Source organism: Leptospiraceae bacterium (assembly GCA_016708435.1).
Classification (GTDB): Bacteria; Spirochaetota; Leptospiria; order Leptospirales; family Leptospiraceae; genus UBA2033.
In genome coordinates, this window is record JADJFV010000005.1 from 39,715 (window position 1) to 57,869 (window position 18,155).

Annotated in this window: 11 protein-coding genes; 6 read left to right on the top strand and 5 right to left on the bottom strand. The window is 37.5% G+C overall.

The features are described from left to right. Positions 1-28 precede the first annotated feature (28 nt). The 3 genes from IPH52_10200 (at position 29) to IPH52_10210 (ending at position 4,875) form a co-directional block, all read left to right on the top strand. Positions 29-1,816 carry a mechanosensitive ion channel gene (locus IPH52_10200; GenBank protein ID MBK7055410.1) on the top strand — a complete coding sequence of 596 codons (1,788 nt, stop codon included), beginning with the start codon at positions 29-31 and terminating at the stop codon, positions 1,814-1,816. 256 nt (positions 1,817-2,072) lie between these two features. Then, a complete protein-coding gene (locus tag IPH52_10205; protein ID MBK7055411.1) occupies positions 2,073-3,227 on the top strand; it encodes a DUF1577 domain-containing protein in 1,155 nt (384 codons plus the stop codon). 67 nt (positions 3,228-3,294) lie between these two features. Beyond that, a complete protein-coding gene (locus tag IPH52_10210) occupies positions 3,295-4,875 on the top strand; it encodes a CAP domain-containing protein (protein ID MBK7055412.1) in 1,581 nt (526 codons plus the stop codon). 45 nt (positions 4,876-4,920) lie between these two features. On the opposite strand, the gene IPH52_10215 is transcribed toward IPH52_10210, so the two are convergent. After that, positions 4,921-6,483 (bottom strand): NHL repeat-containing protein, encoded by a 1,563-nt coding sequence (locus IPH52_10215; GenBank protein MBK7055413.1) that lies wholly within the window; start codon positions 6,481-6,483, stop codon positions 4,921-4,923. Positions 6,484-6,631: 148 nt separating this feature from the next. Between IPH52_10215 and nifJ the strand changes: the two genes are divergently transcribed. Further along, positions 6,632-10,222: a pyruvate:ferredoxin (flavodoxin) oxidoreductase gene (gene nifJ, locus IPH52_10220; GenBank protein ID MBK7055414.1), complete on the top strand. Its 3,591-nt coding sequence runs from the start codon at positions 6,632-6,634 to the stop codon at positions 10,220-10,222. After that, positions 10,218-11,222, top strand: coding sequence for a dihydroorotate dehydrogenase-like protein (locus tag IPH52_10225; GenBank protein ID MBK7055415.1), 1,005 nt, complete (start codon positions 10,218-10,220; stop codon positions 11,220-11,222). The genes nifJ and IPH52_10225 overlap by 5 nt, the downstream gene beginning before the upstream one ends. 170 nt (positions 11,223-11,392) lie before the next feature. Here IPH52_10225 and IPH52_10230 read toward each other — a convergent pair whose 3' ends face one another. The 4 genes from IPH52_10230 to IPH52_10245 all read right to left on the bottom strand — a co-directional run bounded on the left by IPH52_10230 (position 11,393) and on the right by IPH52_10245 (position 16,357). Next, entirely contained in the window at positions 11,393-12,787 is a 1,395-nt protein-coding gene (locus IPH52_10230; GenBank protein ID MBK7055416.1) for a hypothetical protein, read from the bottom strand. A 61-nt stretch (positions 12,788-12,848) separates the two neighbouring features. Further along, positions 12,849-14,366: an AAA family ATPase gene (locus tag IPH52_10235; GenBank protein MBK7055417.1), complete on the bottom strand. Its 1,518-nt coding sequence runs from the start codon at positions 14,364-14,366 to the stop codon at positions 12,849-12,851. 5 nt (positions 14,367-14,371) lie between these two features. Continuing rightward, complete coding sequence (locus tag IPH52_10240) at positions 14,372-15,310, bottom strand: 5-bromo-4-chloroindolyl phosphate hydrolysis family protein (protein ID MBK7055418.1); 939 nt, start codon at positions 15,308-15,310, stop codon at positions 14,372-14,374. A 3-nt stretch (positions 15,311-15,313) separates the two neighbouring features. Then, positions 15,314-16,357: a toxic anion resistance protein gene (locus tag IPH52_10245; protein ID MBK7055419.1), complete on the bottom strand. Its 1,044-nt coding sequence runs from the start codon at positions 16,355-16,357 to the stop codon at positions 15,314-15,316. A 939-nt stretch (positions 16,358-17,296) separates the two neighbouring features. Here IPH52_10245 and IPH52_10250 point away from each other — a divergent pair. Continuing rightward, positions 17,297-17,887 (top strand): chalcone isomerase family protein, encoded by a 591-nt coding sequence (locus IPH52_10250; protein ID MBK7055420.1) that lies wholly within the window; start codon positions 17,297-17,299, stop codon positions 17,885-17,887. Positions 17,888-18,155: the final 268 nt, after the last annotated feature.

Sequence of the window (18,155 nt, forward strand, 5' to 3'; positions counted from 1 at the left end):
AAATCATTTTTAGGAGCAAAAAATCATCATGCAACAATTAGACAAAAATATAATATTTAAGCGTCCATTTTTACGAAAGGCTTTCTTATATCGTTTCTTCTTTTGGATAAATCTAGTGTGGGCAGTAGGGGCTAATGCACAAAATCCGCTCACACCTTTAAAGCTCGATACGCCTAGAGAAACTCTGAAGATTTTTATGAACTCAATGAACGAATATAAAAAAGGAGTCGATAAAAACGATGAACAAAAAAAACAACAAATCGAAAATGCCACTCGCTGTTTAGATTTGCGGGAAATCAGTCCACTTCTTAGAGAAGAAAAAGGTAAAGAGGCAGCCATTTTTTTAAAAGAGGCAATCGATCGTGTCTATGTTGTTGACTTAAGTAAAGTTCCAGATACAGAATCTTTGGTGAAATGGTCTATACCTGACACTGAGATTACAGTTTTGAAGAATGTCTCTGGTTCCCGTGGGGGTGAATATCTATTTTCCGCTGAAACAGTTTTAAATGCAGGGGATTACTATCGTCGCACTAAACATCTTCCTTTTCTTGCAAGAACCGGTGGGGGAGCTTCGTATTCTCTTCCCTGGATGGAGACAATTTTCCCGCAATGGGCAAGACAAAAATTTGGAATGTTTCATATTTGGCAGTGGTTGGGGCTAATTCTTGCTATCCTCCTAAGCTTTTTAATTCGATTTATTACAAAACTTTTTTTCCATTTATTCATTAAAATCACTCGTAAGACTGCTACAACTTGGGATGATAGAATCGTTATAACTCTTGCAAGACCTGTCGGATACTTTGTAGGAATTTCTTTTTGGTTTTTGTTTTTATATGCTACTGGCTTAGAAGGCAAATTATATAACTTTTTTAATTTTATTTTAAAAGTTTTAATTGGTGCTAATTTTATTTACTTTGTGTATAAAATATCCGATCTAGTCGTGCTTATCTTAAAGGATAATTCTATCAAAACAAAAAATCCAATTGATGATCAATTAATTCCATTGTTATCCAAGACATTGCGGATACTCTTTGTTACACTTGGATTCTTAATTGCCTTACAAAATTTAGGAATCAATGTCATGGGCTTGATTGCAGGACTTGGAATAGGAGGACTTGCCATTGCACTTGCTGCCAAGGATACGGCGGCTAATTTATTTGGATCAGCTATGATTTTTATGGATAGACCTTTTAAGATTGGAGATCATATTTTACTTGATAATAAAGAAGGAATTGTAGAAGAAATAGGATTTCGCTCTACTCGAATTCGAACATGGGAAGATTCTATTGTGAGTATTCCCAATTCTGTCGTTGCAAATGCGGACATTGAGAATATGGGCGTTAGACGCTGGAGGAGAAATGTTATTATCCTGAGCCTCACCTATGATACCTCTCCTGAAAAAATGGAAGCATTCCTAGAAGGAATTAAAAATATTGTTAAGAAAAACCCTCTCGTTGTAGCGGATACTATAAATATTGCGTTCAAAAGCTTTGACTCTTCTTCTTTAAATGTTCTTATGCAGTTTGGTCTTGCTGTTGATACTTTCCCAAAGAACTTAGAAGGTAGACAAAAAATATTCTTGGAAGTGATTCGTCTTGCTAAAGAATTGGGTGTTGACTTTGCTTTTCCTACTTCGACATTGCATGTAGAAACTCTACCGGATAAAAAACCAGCTAGAGTTCCAAAAGAAAAACCGATTCCAAAATACAAAAATATCGCAGCAGAATTTGGAGAGGGAGGAAAACTTTCTAAACCAAATGGAGCAGAAATATTTGTTGCTCCTTACCATGAATTACCGATGGAAGATAAAAAATAGTAAGAATTGATAAAAAAAATACGTATTAAAGATTGGTTTTGTCAATTTATTATTGACTCTATGTAAATAAATTTACTAAATAATCTAAACCTGTTTCAAGTAGGAGATTGTGTAAAAGCAAGATTTTCTCACAGAGCACTCGAAGTATAGAGTCAATACTCTCTGCGAGAGATATTTTCTTTGCTTTTACACAGTTCAATTACTTGAAATTATTTCTAAAGAAAGGAGAAGTCTTTTAATCACAAAGGAAAAAACTATGCAATACACTGATAAACAATCGCGGGACATTGATGTTGTGACTTCAACAGAGCAAAAAAATCATATTCTATCCAAGTATTTACTCGATAAGGAATTGCTTTTACGCATGGATCCGTTTGATCAAAAAGTCACACTAAAAAAAATTCTAAATGGTGGGGAGAGAATCTTAGTGTATCTTCCACCCGAATCGGATTTTTTCTTTCCGACTAACGTCCAATTGTTTAAGATGCTTGCAAATTACATTCATCTAGATTGTGATTTCATTCATTATGTCGATCCCACGCTTGTTTTATTGCAAGTCAACAAGTTAGAGATTGCTAAGAAAAATCGGGAAAATGAGCGTATACCGCTAGCGCCCGGAATTGCATTTGCTACTAATATTATTTCTACAAAGATCCATCTAGAAGCGGATATGTTTAATATTCCGAATCTAGTTAGAGTCAATTTTGAAGACTATGAAAATCGTCTCTCACTGAAGACAGAAGATAAAGTTCGCGTTGATGTATTTAGATCTGATTTAGATATTCGATATGACATTGTCAAAAAAGCGCAGAGACTTATCTGGATTCCAGACACTCAGAATCCCAAATCATACGGGTCTTATTTCCCTGATCAAGTAAACTATGCAGAAGAAGTAGATGAAGATATTCCTGCAGTGATGCAGAAATTTAAAGAGCAAAAAATTTTATCGGAGCTAATCGTTCCTATTCTCTACACAAGTCAATTTGACGAAAAAATTTGCATTGGCTACCTCTCTCTTCAAAGTAAAGACAAAAGAATTTCCTTAGAGACTTTAGGGGAGTTTAAAAATTTACGAGTAGAGATTGCCAATAGAATTAAAGAATCAAATACCGTCAAGACAACTGATCGATTTCAGATTTTAGAAGTCTCACGTCATGGATTAAAGATTCGAATTACAAATCCCTTTTTGATTGAGAGTTTGCAAAAGCATGATCGTTTTGTATTTGATATATTTTTTAGAATGCAGGCTCCCTTTACAGTTTCTGGTTTAATTCGATGGACTTCAAAGGACAAAGACTCAAAGAGGTTGGATTTAGGAATTGAACTCATTGGAAAATCATCATTAGCCGGCGAGAGAGAACGATATTACAAGAATATAGAATTAGCTAGAGAAGGAAAGTTAAACGCATAATTTTTGTCTTGCCAAATTTGTAAAAAAAGGAAAAGCTAGGATTCTAATTTCAAATTAGGGGAAATACATGAGAATCACTAAAAAAATTCGTAGGCTTTCCTTTATTGGGTTTCTTTTTTTGTTCTCTCTGACCGGGTATTCTGAATCTTCCAATCTTTCTTCTTCTGTGGCTCAAAAAACGTTTGAAGCAATTCGAACGGCTAACAAGGTGTATACTTTCTGTGCAAGCTGTGGTGATTCAAAAGCAAAGGTTCTCTATATGAATGAGAGGGGAATTGAGCCCGTCAGTGATGGAAAGAACGGATATGAATATCGATTTTACCTAAATAAAAAGCAATATGTAAACATTCTAGATTTGTATTTTCAAATGGAAAACAAATGGATTAATCTAGGACTCTATTCGGGACTTGTGAATCCTTCAATCAGTTACGAATTGAAGTCTTCCCAATTGCCCTTTGATATAGAAGTAGAGGCAGAAAAGAATTTCAAAACGCCTTCCGATTTAAAACCCCTCACAATTTTAGAAAAACAAATCTTCGAAGAAGTCAATCTTGTTCGCACAAATCCAGCGGATTACGCGAAGAAACTCCGCGAAAGAATTCCATTCTTTGAGGATACAGTCTATCGTCCCTTAGATCGCCGACCGCGGCAAACAAGAGATGGCGCAAAAGGAATAGAAGCTGCTATTTCTTTTTTAGAAAAAATTTCTCCTATGGAGCCTTTCGTATTTTCCTCGGATGCAAGCCTTGCCATTCAAGAACACTTGAAGAATAAAATTCAATATACAAGTCGATGGAGAGAGTTAAGAGAGCGTTATGGTAAATATATCAAAGATGCCGAATTGATAAACATCATGGAAGGAGAATTCTATGGTTATAACATTGCACCTGATTTAATTACATATATTTTAGTGAGTGAGGGAAATGCAAAAGGACAATTTAGAAATTCTATCTTTGATAGAGAACAGCGATACATGGGACTCGGTTGTCAGACTGATTCTCGTTACGGTTATAAATGTCATTTGCTATTAAGCTCAGGTCTAGTGCCAGAGGATAATGTCCGTAAGATGCAACTAGACAGAGTTACAGTTTCTAATATTTCTTATCTTTCTGAATTTGAAAAGAAGGTAATTGAGGAAACAAATCTTTTGCGAACAAAACCGAAAGAATATGCTGAATTTTTAAAAGCACGAAGACCTTATTATAAAGACCTACTTTATAAAGAACCATTTCGTTCTCCAGTAGTGATTGTAGAAGGAATATCTGCTTTAGAAGAAGCGATTGCCTTTTTAGAGAAAGTAGAGCCTGTATCAACTCTAAAGCCTGCCGAAGAATTGTCATTATCCGCTCGAGATCATGTGAAAGATTCTGGATCAAAAGGCATTACAGGTCACTATGGGTCTGATGGATCATCGCCCGTAACCCGCATTCAACGTTATAGAAAAGATGCAAAACTTGCCGGCGAAAACATTGATTATGGTTGGGTTGATCCGAGAGAGGTTGTGATTTCTTTATTTGTGGATGATGGAATTTACAATAGAGGTCATCGAAAAAATCTATTTCAAAAAGACTTTGTATACATTGGAGTCTCTTGTGGGTTTCATTTGGATTATCCGCTCATGTGTGTTCAGAACTTTGGAGCCTGGTAAAATATTTCTAATTATTCAACAAGGTCGGATAATATATATTTACCTCTAATACATCAATACTCTATTATTGCCTGTATCTACAACGTATACATTTCCATACACATCTACATTCACAGAGTGAATTTCCGAAATATTATTTGCATTGACTGAACCAAAAGCCACGCAGCTTCCGTTATTATTTTTCGCACCACATGTGAAATTATTAAATTGTCCGTAAACTCTTGTCGCAGTCGTTGACCCTTTTGGAAAAAACAATAGTCGATTATTATTGTAATCTGTTGCATATAAATTATCATAAGGATCAATGGCTATCATCCATACTCCGTTAAAAGTAGAAGCAGTAGTTCCTGTTACTGCAGTGTTAAAATTTCCAGATTGACCATAGACTACTGTTGCTGTCGTTGTTCCCGCGGGATAATAGAGTATACGCTGATTATTGCCATCTGTGATATATAAATTTCCGCCAGAATCTAAAGCGATGCCAGTTGGTCCACTTAAACTAGTAGCAGATACTCCCCCGTTATTCGCAATTGCGGATGTAAAATTAGGTTGACCGTAGACACGAGTAGCCGTTGTGCTTCCGCTAGCAAAATAAAGAACTCTATGATTACCAGGATCAGTTATATACACTCCACCCAATTTATCTGTTACGGCCTGTTGCGGAGACTGTAGATTATTCGCACTACAGGTTGATGAATTGCCAGCACCATCATTATTCCCCACTACCCACGTATAGTTATTGAATTGACCGTAGACTCTTGTTGCAGTCAGGCTACCTGAACTTGGAAATAGTGTAACACGAAATTGTGCTTCTGAAATATATACATTTCCACTCAAATCCATTGTTGCAGATTGTGGGGCGTGTAAACTATTTGCAGAAGGTCCTCCATTATTGGAAATTGCAGTTGAAAAAATACCTGCCTGTCCATAGACTCTTGTGGCCGTAGTGCTACCGTATGGGTAATACAAAACACGATGGTTGCTATAATCTGCAATCACAAGATTTCCAGCACCATCGGTTCCTAGACCGGCGGGCTGGTTGAGGCTAGTTGCGGATACTCCTCCATTATTCGCGGTTGCAGATACAAAATCAGGTTGCCCGTAAACACGATAGGCGGTAGTGCTACTGATTCGAATGCTAATAGAAGCGGTTGCATTTCCGTTTGCGCTTGTTGCCGAAATTGTGTAGGTAGCTGAAGGAGTTTGTGTTGTGGGCGTGCCGCTTATCGCACAGGTTAATCCATCTAAGGCAAGTCCTGTTGGCAAAGTAGGAGTAACCGCACAAGTCGAAATAATTCCAGTTACTGTAGGTGACAGACTGGTTAGGACAATATTTGCAGGAAGAACGTATTCTGTTAATGAATAATTAAGTAATAATGCTGGCTGAGTAGGGGTAGTAGGCAAAGTAGGAGTAACCGCTGTTGTAGTTGTAGTAGTTGTCGGTGACGTTACAGGCGCCGGAGTTGAAGCAGTTTGTCCGACTGTTGTATTCGATGGCGATAGGACTCTTGATAACCAAGTATATTCTAACGGGCTTCTGTCTATATTCGGAACACATGCATTTAGAAAGAGTATTAAGTATAAGAATTTACACAATATTGGTTTCATGCTCGTCATTGTATTAGATTTTCAGAAAAGTCAAATCCTTTTAAGATTAGTGGGTTTATTTGGACTATAAAAAAAAATCTTCTTTTTATGATATATATCATGTTTTTAAGGGCTTGCATTTTATAATAAAAAAGATATAATTATTCTTATGGAAAAAACGTTTTCAGTATTGGATGCAAATGAGGCAGTCGCAGATGTCGCCTATCGATTAAGTGAGGTAATAGCGATTTACCCCATTACTCCTTCTTCGCCTATGGGAGAGTGGGCAGATACTTGGATGAGTCAGGACAGAAAGAATCTCTGGAACTCCATTCCTTCTGTGATAGAAATGCAAAGCGAAGGCGGAGCGGCTGGGGCATTACATGGAGCACTTCAGACTGGTTCCTTTGCTACAACATTTACTGCTTCGCAGGGGCTAATGCTTATGATCCCCAATATGTATAAGATAGCGGGTGAATTAACCTCAGCAGTAATTCATGTTGCAGCTAGGTCGCTCGCCGCACAAGGCTTATCGATATTTGGCGACCATTCAGATGTAATGGCAGTGCGTCAAACTGGTTTTGCCCTTTTTTGTTCTGATTCAGTTCAATCTGCGCAGGACTTTGCACTCATTTCCCATTTGGCTGCCTTAGAAGGTAGAATTCCTTTTTTACATTTCTTTGATGGATTTAGAACTTCTCATGAAATTTCTAAAATTGAATTAATTCCAGATGAATTAATCAAAAAAATGGTTCGCGAAGAATTTCTATTTGCGCACAAAAGAAGAGCCTTGAATCCAGAACATCCAGTCCTACGCGGAACTGCTCAAAATCCCGACGTATATTTTCAAGCAAGAGAGACGGTAAATGCGTATTATCCGAAATGTGCTGCTATTGTAGAAAGACTCTTGAAAGAGTTTGAAGAGCTTACTGGCAGAAGTTATAAACTGTATGAATACTTCGGTTCCCCCGATGCAGAGAGAATTATTATCCTTATGGGCTCCGGTGCCGAAGCAGTTCATGAAACAGTAGAGTATCTTTTAGATAAAGGGGAAAAAGTAGGGGTAATCAAAGTTAGACTCTACAGACCTTTCCTGAATGAAAAAATTCTCGAAGCAATTCCTAAAACGGTTAAATCTATTTCTGTCTTAGATCGAACCAAAGAGCCAGGTAGTGCAGGAGAGCCTCTTTACTTAGATGTTGTGAATGCATTTTTCCAAGACCAGATGGGTAAAGAAAAAAAATGGGATACACTTCCCCGCATCGTCGGTGGAAGATATGGATTATCCTCCAAAGAATTTACTCCAGCGATGGTGAAAGCGATATACGATCAATTGAAATCGGATAGTCTTAAACATGGGTTCACAGTTGGAATAGTAGACGACTTAACAAACACGAGTATCGATTATAATTCAGATTTTAGCATAGAAAAAAAAGACACAATTCGTTCCGTATTTTATGGGCTTGGTTCCGATGGAACGGTTGGTGCCAATAAAAATTCTATTAAAATTATAGGAGAGAATACTGATAATTATGTGCAAGGTTACTTTGTGTATGACTCAAAGAAATCTGGCTCGATGACCATTTCTCATTTACGATTTGGAAAAACTCCTATACGCTCTACTTACTTAGTAGACCATCCAAACTTTGTAGCTTGCCATCAACCAATGTTTCTAGAAAGATTTGATATGCTCGCTGGAATTGAGGTTGGTGGAGTCTTTTTATTGAATACAAATAAATCTTCCAATGATGTTTGGGAGTCATTACCAGGAAAAATTCAAAAAGATATTTTAACTAAGAAGTTAAAATTTTTTGTTATTGATGCTTATAAAGCGGCTAATAGTGCTGGGATGAAAAATCAAATCAATACGGTAATGCAAACTTGTTTCTTTTCTATTTCGGGAGTTCTTCCAAAAGAAGAAGCAATTGAGGCAATCAAAGAAGCGATACGCGATACATATGGAAAAAAGGGTGGCGAGATTGTTGCGCGTAATATAAAAGCTGTTGATGATACTCTCAAGTTTTTATCTCAAGTGGATTATAGTAATTATGCGGAAATTTCTAAAGAAATTCTAGAAGTAGGAGTTCCTATTTCTGATAAAGCTCCTGTTTTTGTAAGAGATGTATTAGGGAAAATGCTTTCTGCAAAAGGAGATTTGCTTCCCGTCAGTTCAATGCCTGTAGATGGAACGTATCCTACTGGAACCTCTAAATGGGAGAAAAGGCGAATTGCGCAGGAAGTTCCTGTCTGGGATAAGAGTGTTTGTATTCAGTGCGGCAAATGTGCGTATGTCTGTCCTCATGCTGTCATTCGAGTGAATGCATTTTCTCCTGATACAATAAAAGATGCGCCTGCGAGCTTTGAAATAGTAGATTCTAAAGTGCCGGACTTAAAGGAAAAAGGTTTTAAATTTACGCTGCAAATTTCAGCAGATGATTGCACCGGTTGCGGAATCTGTGTAGATATTTGTCCTGCAAAGAACAAATCGGAAGTGCGGCTAAAGGCAATCAATATGACTCCGATAGAAAATATTTCTACTGAAAGCACGGCTAATTGGGAGTATTTCCAAACCATTCCTCCTATTGATAGAAGTCTTCTCAATATTCATCAAATCAGACAACAACAAATGCAAGAGCCACTTTTTGAATTCTCGGGTGCCTGTGCGGGATGTGGTGAAACTCCTTATGTAAAATTAGTCTCTCAGTTATTTGGAGATAGAATGGTAATCGCAAACGCAACTGGATGCTCTTCTATTTACGGAGGAAATTTACCAACCACTCCTTGGACAAAAAACAAAGCGGGAAGAGGACCTGCCTGGTCGAATTCTCTTTTTGAGGATAACGCCGAGTTTGGCTACGGGTTTAGAGTATCAATCGACAAACAAAGAGAAGCTGCCTTAGAATTAGTGAATCTATTAAAGGACAAAATCGGTATTAGCCTTGCAGAAGAAATTTTAAATGCAAAAGAATCCGATGAGGCTGATATTTTCGAACAAAGAAAGCGAGTGGAAAAACTAAATGAAATCCTGAAAGCTCATTCTGCTAGTAGTGGAGAAGTAAGGCATTTGTTAGAAATCTCCGACTCACTCGTTAAAAAAAGTGTATGGATTATCGGCGGTGATGGCTGGGGCTATGATATCGGCTACGGAGGATTAGACCACGTTCTTGCAAGCGGTAGAAATATAAATGTATTGCTACTCGATACAGAAGTTTATTCGAATACGGGCGGGCAGATGTCTAAGTCTACTCCCAAAGGTGCAGTTGCGAAATTTGCTACGGGAGGAAAGCCAGGTGTAAAGAAAGACCTGGGGCTAATCGCGATGAGCTACGGGAATATTTATGTAGCGACAGTGGCAATGGGTGCAAAAGACGAACAGACGTTACGCGCTCTAATGGAGGCGGAAAAGTATAACGGACCATCCATCGTAATAGCGTATAGTCATTGTATTGCGCATGGAATAAATATGACGGAAGGAATGAAACATCAAAAGGCAGCAGTTGATTCAGGACAATGGATTTTATATCGTTATAATCCTGATAGAGTAGAGCAGGGGTTAAATCCATTAGAGATTGATTCAGCTCCTCCTCATGCGCCTGTGCGAAATTATTTCGAAAGTGAAAATCGTTTCAAAATGCTAACAAAGAGTAAGCCTGAGATTGCTAAGAATTTATTTCAGCAAGCACAGGAAGATATTAATATCCGCTATAAGCATTTCGAATTCCTAGCCGGTAAAAATAAAGAAGAGGAAAAACATGATTAACCTTTCAACAAAGTATATGGGGCTTAATTTACGAACCCCACTCGTAGCATCAGCAGGTCCGCTTTCCTATCATCTAGATGATATAAAAAAAATGGAAGATGCTGGAATTTCCGCTGTTGTTTTGTATTCTCTTTTTGAAGAGCAGATCGAAAAAGAAAACCAGGAACTGCACCATCATTTAAGTTATGGAACTCATAGCTTTGCTGAGGCTATTACCTATTTTCCGGAAGCGGGCGATTTTGAATCAGGTCCTGAGCAATATTTGGAATACATTCGCAAAGTGAAGCAAAGCGTGAGTATCCCCATCATTGGAAGTCTCAATGGTTACACTTCCGGTGGATGGACAAACTTTGCAAAGCTTATACAAGAAGCCGGTGCAGATGGGATTGAGTTAAATCTCTATAACGTTCCAACCGATGCAAATGTTACAGGAAAGGAATTGGAAGAAGACTTTGCAGAGACTCTATGGCAAGTTCGCAAAACTGTTTCTATTCCAATTGCATTAAAACTCAGTCCATATTTCAGTAATCTAATGAACTGTGCCAAAAAATTTGCCAATATGGGTGCCAATGCTCTCGTTCTATTCAATCGTTTTTATCAACCTGATTTTGATTTAGAGCATCTAGAAGTAAAATCCCATGTGCAGCTTTCTACGCCAAATGACTTACGGATATCGCTTCGTTGGATTGCGTTACTCTATACGAAAGTTCACGCTGATTTGGCTGGCACAGGTGGGGTGCATAGAGCCGAAGATATGTTGAAGCTTCTCATGGCAGGGGCTAATGTCGGTATGCTCTGCTCTGTATTGATTCGAGAAGGAATCAAGAAAATTTCTGTGATAGAAAAGGATATGATAGCTTGGATGGAAAAGCATGAATACGAATCTGTAACGCAAATGCTCGGAAGTATGAGTGCGGCTAAATACCATACTCCATTCGAATATGAGCGTGCACAATATATTAAAGCATTACATAGTGTGCACGTTCATGCTGAGAAGTGACTTACCCCTGTCACCTCGAACATCGCTTGGCGGTTGTGGCGATAGCGGGTGGAACATCGTGAGAGGTCTATCTAGCTTAAAACTACCGTTCTATTGCCAGATAGATTTCTCACATCGACCCATTTGCTCTGTCGCAAACCCTTTCGCCAAGCTATGTTCGAAATGACTGATTAAAGTCTGTCTGTAGCGTATAACGCTTCTCTACTCTTGAGTGCCATGTTGGAGAAGTGAACTGTTGAATTGATATCTTTCAATAGATTAACAGGATAGATGATGCGCGAGTCTTTTCTTGTGACGATAGGATAAAATCTTTTCTGATCCCGGTAAGAATACGTTGTGAGGATAACAGCATTATCCCCAAAGACTTCATCAATATGGCGTGTCATTGTGTGCATGCGGGAAGAAATGGTTTCGTTTACATCTTCCCAATTGACTAGTTCTCCACTGATTTCAATGTTCAAGTGAATAATCATTGCGAAGTCTTGTGATTTCTTAGAGCGATTTTTATCCAATACTTTCTTTGCTACTTGTAAAGCATTTACATCATCACCACGCCCTGTCTTTACTAGAACTGTTTTATTTCTGGGAAGAAGTTCGAATCCATCTCCATAGCAAATGAGTTCCTCTGCGTGATCTAAGTGGACATTTTTCTCTGCCTCAGGCATTGACAGAAGTTTTTTCTTTTGGTAAAGGGAATATCCAATGTTCCAAAAGCATTGATACAAAAAAGGAGCAAGTAGAGTTCTTGGTAAAGATTTTATTTTTCCAAGAGAAGATACAAGAGCATTTAGAATATCAGGCTGAATTAATTTCTGGGAAGGGTAATCGTTCTCATAAACAATCTTTGAAATCTCAAGCAGTAAAAACGATTTCATAGCGAGTGAAGTCTGAAAGTTCGTATGAAACAAAGGGAGGCTACCTTGCATTAGCTCCTCCGGTGTCTTAAAGTTTACAAAGCGAGCCGTAGCTGGATCTTTGATAGGATATTTTAAAAATCCTTTATAGAATACATCTGACAATTCATTCAAATTAAAATCTTTCATAATCTCTTCTGCACTGATGCGAATCGAATTTTCAAAGATAAGAGTCTCCGCCATCGTGTCTGTATTCGTTATGCCTTCTAACACATACAGTCGTTCTGGCTTAAAAACCTTTCGAATGGCACTCGTTTGATTTATGATTGCTTTATAGGCTTCTTCTTCATTGTTATTATGCGCGGCACATCCAAGACCAAGATCAGACCGATGCATATAGGCAATAAAAATGGCAGGCATTTCAGGAGTGTTACAATGAGCGTTATTCGCCACATTATCAATGCGATTCCAGAACCAGTAGTTGTTTTTATCTGTTGAAACATTATTTCCATCGGTGCGTCCGAAACGAATTGTTGTGGCAGGATAACCTTTTTGTTTACTACCATGCACTCGTCCGTCAATGCATTTTGTTACAAGAATCTTTGGAGCACGAGCGGCAAATTCCGATATGACGTTCTTCATGCTATTAAGAGTTTCTGATTCGTTAATATTATCTTGCAAGTATTGGTCTAGATATTGTTCTGTATTCATTTTAACCGATCTTTACGCCTAACGTTATCAAGGGCAAGCAATTTTCTAATCAACTTCGCTATTACAAATCAGAAATGTCTTCAGTCGCAATTGTGCAGAGTCCCTCTTCGTCTAGATTGGTGACAGTAACTAATCTATTAGCTTGGTTTCCATAAATCTTCTCGAAGAGGTTACGGGCAAATCGACCGTTGCCAAACTTTTTATCCCGTTTATCGTAGTGGGATTGTAAAATTTCTTTTACCTTTGTTGCGGCTTCTTCTGTGAGTTTGAGTTTTGATTTTGTAGTGATAGACGAGAAGATTGCAAATAATTCTTCCGGGCTATAGTCGTCGAATACAATGTATTTATTGAAGCGGGATTGTAGACCTGGATTTTTATTTATAAAGGTCTGCATATTATCCGTGTAACCCGCAACGATTACGATGAAGTTGCCACGATTGTCTTCCATGAATTTTAGAAGTGTGTTGATTGCTTCTCGACCAAAGTCATTCTCGCCACCTTCTGCGAGTGCGTAGGCTTCATCGATGAATAATACACCGCCGAGTGACTTCTGGCAAATCTCAATTGTCTTTGCAGCGGTTTGTCCTACGTAGCCTGCGACTAGTCCCGATCTATCTGTTTCTATCAAATGACCTTTTTCTAAGACGCCTAACGCTTTAAATATCTTTGCGATGAGTCTTCCGATTGTAGTCTTTCCTGTTCCCGGGTTACCGGTAAACACCATGTGAAGGCTTCTAGTTGGAACGGGAAGATTTTTTTCTTTGCGTAGCTTTTCTACTTTTAATACATTGACTAAGTTTGTGACTTCGCCCTTAACCGCAGAAAGACCAATGAGTTCATTTAATTCTTTCATGAGTTGGTCTAAATCATAAACTTCTTCTTTTCCTGCTTCCTGCACATTACCCTGCGGCTTATTCTCTTTTGCCTCTTTTGAGGAATTGTCTTTACTTCCAGAATCTTTCTTGATAGTTGTTGCAACACTTCCGAAGAAGTCGTTAAAGACTGAATTTAGATTGAGATAGTCTTTTTTTGTTCCCGGTAAATCGGAATACAAATCTTCGTTTGATTCGTGTAGAATTGACTGGTAACGGGTAAGTAACCGCTTCTCTATTTCAGTCACGACTCCATCTTGTTTTACAATTAGATTTAGAACTTGAAATAAAAAGTTTGCTACGATATACATATTGTTTGTGAGAAATACTGAATCGTAAAATTTTACAACACGAAGTAACATCGGAGGGTCTAGCTCTTCGATGACTAAATTCTTTTTGCCCTGTGGTTGGTTTTTTATATAGAGTTCAATTTCTGAGAGTAATTTTGATTTGTCGTAGCGAGTGGAGGAGTCAATTTCTTTTAGAATTTCTGCAAACGTAGGAAGGGTCTTATCTACTTCTTTTGGATCGTTTGCGTAAAGGTAACTCGCAATACGAATCATCTCAGAGGCTAACAAATGTTCTGCGTAGATGACTCGTTTTTCGTAATCAGTGATGTCTTTAAAATTTAGCCTGTAGTATTCTGCGAGTGGCTCAACTAGTTTTAAGATTTCTTTAATTTGTGTTTTGATTAAAAGTAATTCCAAGGATGTTACATTCCTTCCATTTTCAAGGTTTTGTCCATGACTGTAATCTCTGCGTCTAAGTCCATGATGTCATTTTGAATGAGTTTATCATGGTGCTTTTGAAATGCATCTATGATAGAGACTAAAAGCTCATCTACTCGTTTCAAAGATTCTTTTAGTTCAGGTGAAATTACTTTTTGCGAAGAGAGATCTATATACTTGCGGATAATCTTGATTGTAGTGTCGAGGTAGTAAGAAAGAAACTGTCTAGAAATTTTTATATCTTCAGGGTCGTTCTTAAAGTTCTCAAAGATTTTTACTACTTGTTCTCTGATTTCTAATACTTTTGCTTTTACAGATGGGTCTTGTATTTTTGCTGAGAGTTTGTCTATTTCGGCTACTCTGTCTTTGCCGATAGCCATCGTCTCTTTGAGCATACTAGCTGTTACCTTGTCTAGATTCTCAAGAGTGCGAAGCTCTGCCATCTGTGCTTCAAAGTCAGATCTATCTTTTTCTAAGTCAGGTTGTTTGAAAAAACTCATTGGGTATTTGATTAGACTTTTGTAAGAGGCTTTAATTGAGCCTGTTATCGTTGCACCAAAATGATAAATTCCCATCGAGGTATAAGAGAGAATTTGCATGATAGTGCTGCCTGTAGGCAAATTACCGTCTATCACTTTGTCACCACCCCATAGATAGCTAACCCCTGCACCGAGTGTTGCCATAAAGCCTTGCATAAAAATCGCTTCCTTTGCATGAGATGCGACAAATTTAGATTTGCCCCCTTTGGTAAATAAAATATACAAAGGAACAAGCATGGCTCCAAGCATCGCAATCGGAAAGGCAAACGCAACGCCTTTAGATAGTAAAATGAGTAGAAGAGGGTAGGCGAGAAGCATAGACAGGTGAGAGCGTCTACCCCATTTTACCTCTTCATCGGTAATTTTATTGTTTTCTTCTGGCATGGCTTACAGTGATTTTGTGTTCATGAGTTTGGTTTTGATTTCTTCTTCCATCTTGATAAGCTCTACTTCTACCGCCTGACGTTTTTGCTTACCTTCGGTTTGAATCTTTAAAGTCTCATCTAGAGTAAAAATTAAATCTGTATTGATTTTTTTCAGAGTTTCGATTTCTAAAATTCCTTTCTCTGCTTCTTTGGCAACTTCGATAGTTCCCATTTTTAGCATTTCTGAATTTTTAGAAAGAAGTTCATTCGTAACAGAGGTTACTTCTTTTTGCACGCCGAGAGCTTTTTTTTGTCGCATCAGACCGATTGCAATCACGAGTTGATTTTTCCAAAGTGGAATTGTGTTGATAATAGAGCTTTGGATTTTTTCGACCAATACTTGGTTGCTGTTTTGGATAAGACGGATTTGTGGTCCTGTTTGGAGAGAAAGCATTTTTGTTAATTTCAAATCATGCAACTTTTTTTCGAAGCGATTTAAAAGTTGAATATAATCCTGATACTTTTGAGCGTCTACTGGGTCGTTGCCTTTCTCTGCTTTGTCTTTGTATTTTGGTAATTCTTTTTCGCGGAGTTCGGCTAATTTCATTTCGCCGGCGAGAATGTATTGGTTTAATTCTTTGAAGTAGTCTAAATTTTTTGCATAGAGAGAATCAAAAAGTGTGATGTCTTTTAGAAGCATCATTCTAGATTTATGAAGTTCATCTACAATCTTTTCGATTTGAACGCTGAGTGTATCGTATTGCGCGATAAATTTTTGAGAGGACTTAACAAGAGAGCCAATGAGCGGAATCTTGGAAAGAAAACTATCTTCATCGGAAATACTTTCTACATCCATGTCTTTTACTTTGAGCATTAGGTCTGTTAGAATTCTTCCCGTCTCACCTGTGTCTTTTGATTTGATTGAGCTTAAAATCTGATCAGAAAAATCAGAAATTTTCTTTTGTGCTCCGGAGCCATACTGTAAAACAGACTGCGTATCCTCTATATTGATTTGTTTAGAAAGTTCGATAATCTTTGCTTGCTCTTCTTTGGATACGTCTTGCATTGTATCTGCTGGTTTAAGTTCTACTTGTGCTTGCGTCTGTGCTTGTGTTTCAGTGGAAGAATTTTCTGCCATTTAATTGCTCCTGTAATCGTAATTACGAACTTACACTTGCAAATCAAATAGGCAAGAAATTTTTTCTATTGATAAGATTGCATACATTACTAGGATTGCAGTTGTAAGGGCAGCATATGGCAGGTGAAATAGAAAAAAATTAAAGCAGTTAGAAAAGCCCGAAAGAAACATTGAAAAACGTTTTCGTAATATAAAAGAACTAGTCCTAATTATCCTGCTTTGTTTCATAAACTGTGGATTTTTCCCTTCAAAGCCTGGACCAATATTAAAGCGGAGCGTGTTTTATGATACCTGCATCCGCACCTATATTTATACAACACCATCTAAAGCGTACGATAAAAATTCTAATTCTGATTTATATTCAAACAATACTTTAATTTTTATGCTTACTTTATGCAAATACATTTAGTAATGATCCAACTGATTGTACATCCAATGACTTTCGTAGATTTTTAGAGAAGAATAATATACTTGAAGCAGGGGGATGTCCATCTAATACGAATCGTGAATAATCTATGGAAAACACAGAATTGAGAGTTAAATCGGTGTTATCCGTGTTCATTCGTGGTAATTTCTACAATCTATTATATATTTCCCGAAACTTATCATTGCTGACAAGATTTTCACTGGATAGATCAGGACGAATTCCGTTCACATAATTCTAGTCAACGTTAAGTGGTATTATTTGCCCTTTACTATCCTTCGTATCAAATATACTATCAATGATACTGTCATGTTTACTATCAAAGATACTGAAAAACGATTTTTGAGTATCTTTGATAGTATTCTAGAGATTAATGCTGTCAGTATACTTCACTTATAGGCACTCAATACAGATTCGAAATTTTTTCATTGGGAGGAACATTTTTGAGTATTTTTTTTTCTCTTTCTATTGAATACTTGTCTAAGTTTAAGTCAACGGAGGATTCAATGAAAAAAATGATTAGTTCAATCGTATTAGGAATTTCCCTTTTGGTTTTGGGAATGGAAGTTTCCGCTCAAGCGGCAAATTTTACAACAACAGGCTCAGGTATCAGAGTAAAGAAAATAGCTTTTGTTAGTGTGAACGTGTATGCAATTACTCACCAGATGAAAGATGTTCCAGAAAATCGAGCAGCCGCAGAATTTATCAACGCGGAAACAGATAAAAAGTTTATTTTGAAGATGAAACGGGATGTGGATTCGGCAAAAATTGTTTCTGCGATTAATGATGCTTATGCGCTTAATGGTTATTCTAACAAAGCAAACCAAGATAGCTTTAGTAGTGTTTTGACTGGAGACCTGAAAGAAAATGACACCATCACTATTTCGTATAACGCTACATCTAAAAGCGTTACATGCAATTATGCCGGGAAAACATCTACTGTTGCAGGCTCTGATTTCATGAAAGCAACCTGGTCTATCTGGTTCGGAAAAATTGACCAACCAGCCCTTACCACAGCTCTCGTCGGAAAATAATAAATTTAAAAGACTATCACCGAGGTCACCGATAAAAGATACGATAGATTGTCATTTCCATTATGCTTCGACCCTTAGAGAGAAACATTGAGTTTCGTTTTCTGCCTAGAATCTCAATCACTTGAGAGCGAGAGCGATGGGTAGAAACTCTGGGATGACACTTAGTTTGAGTCCACATCATTTTTTATCGTTTTTTTATTGGTGTTCATCGGTGGTAATCTTTAAAACATTTCTCCTAATTAGAACGCATTGGATTGAGTAAATAAAA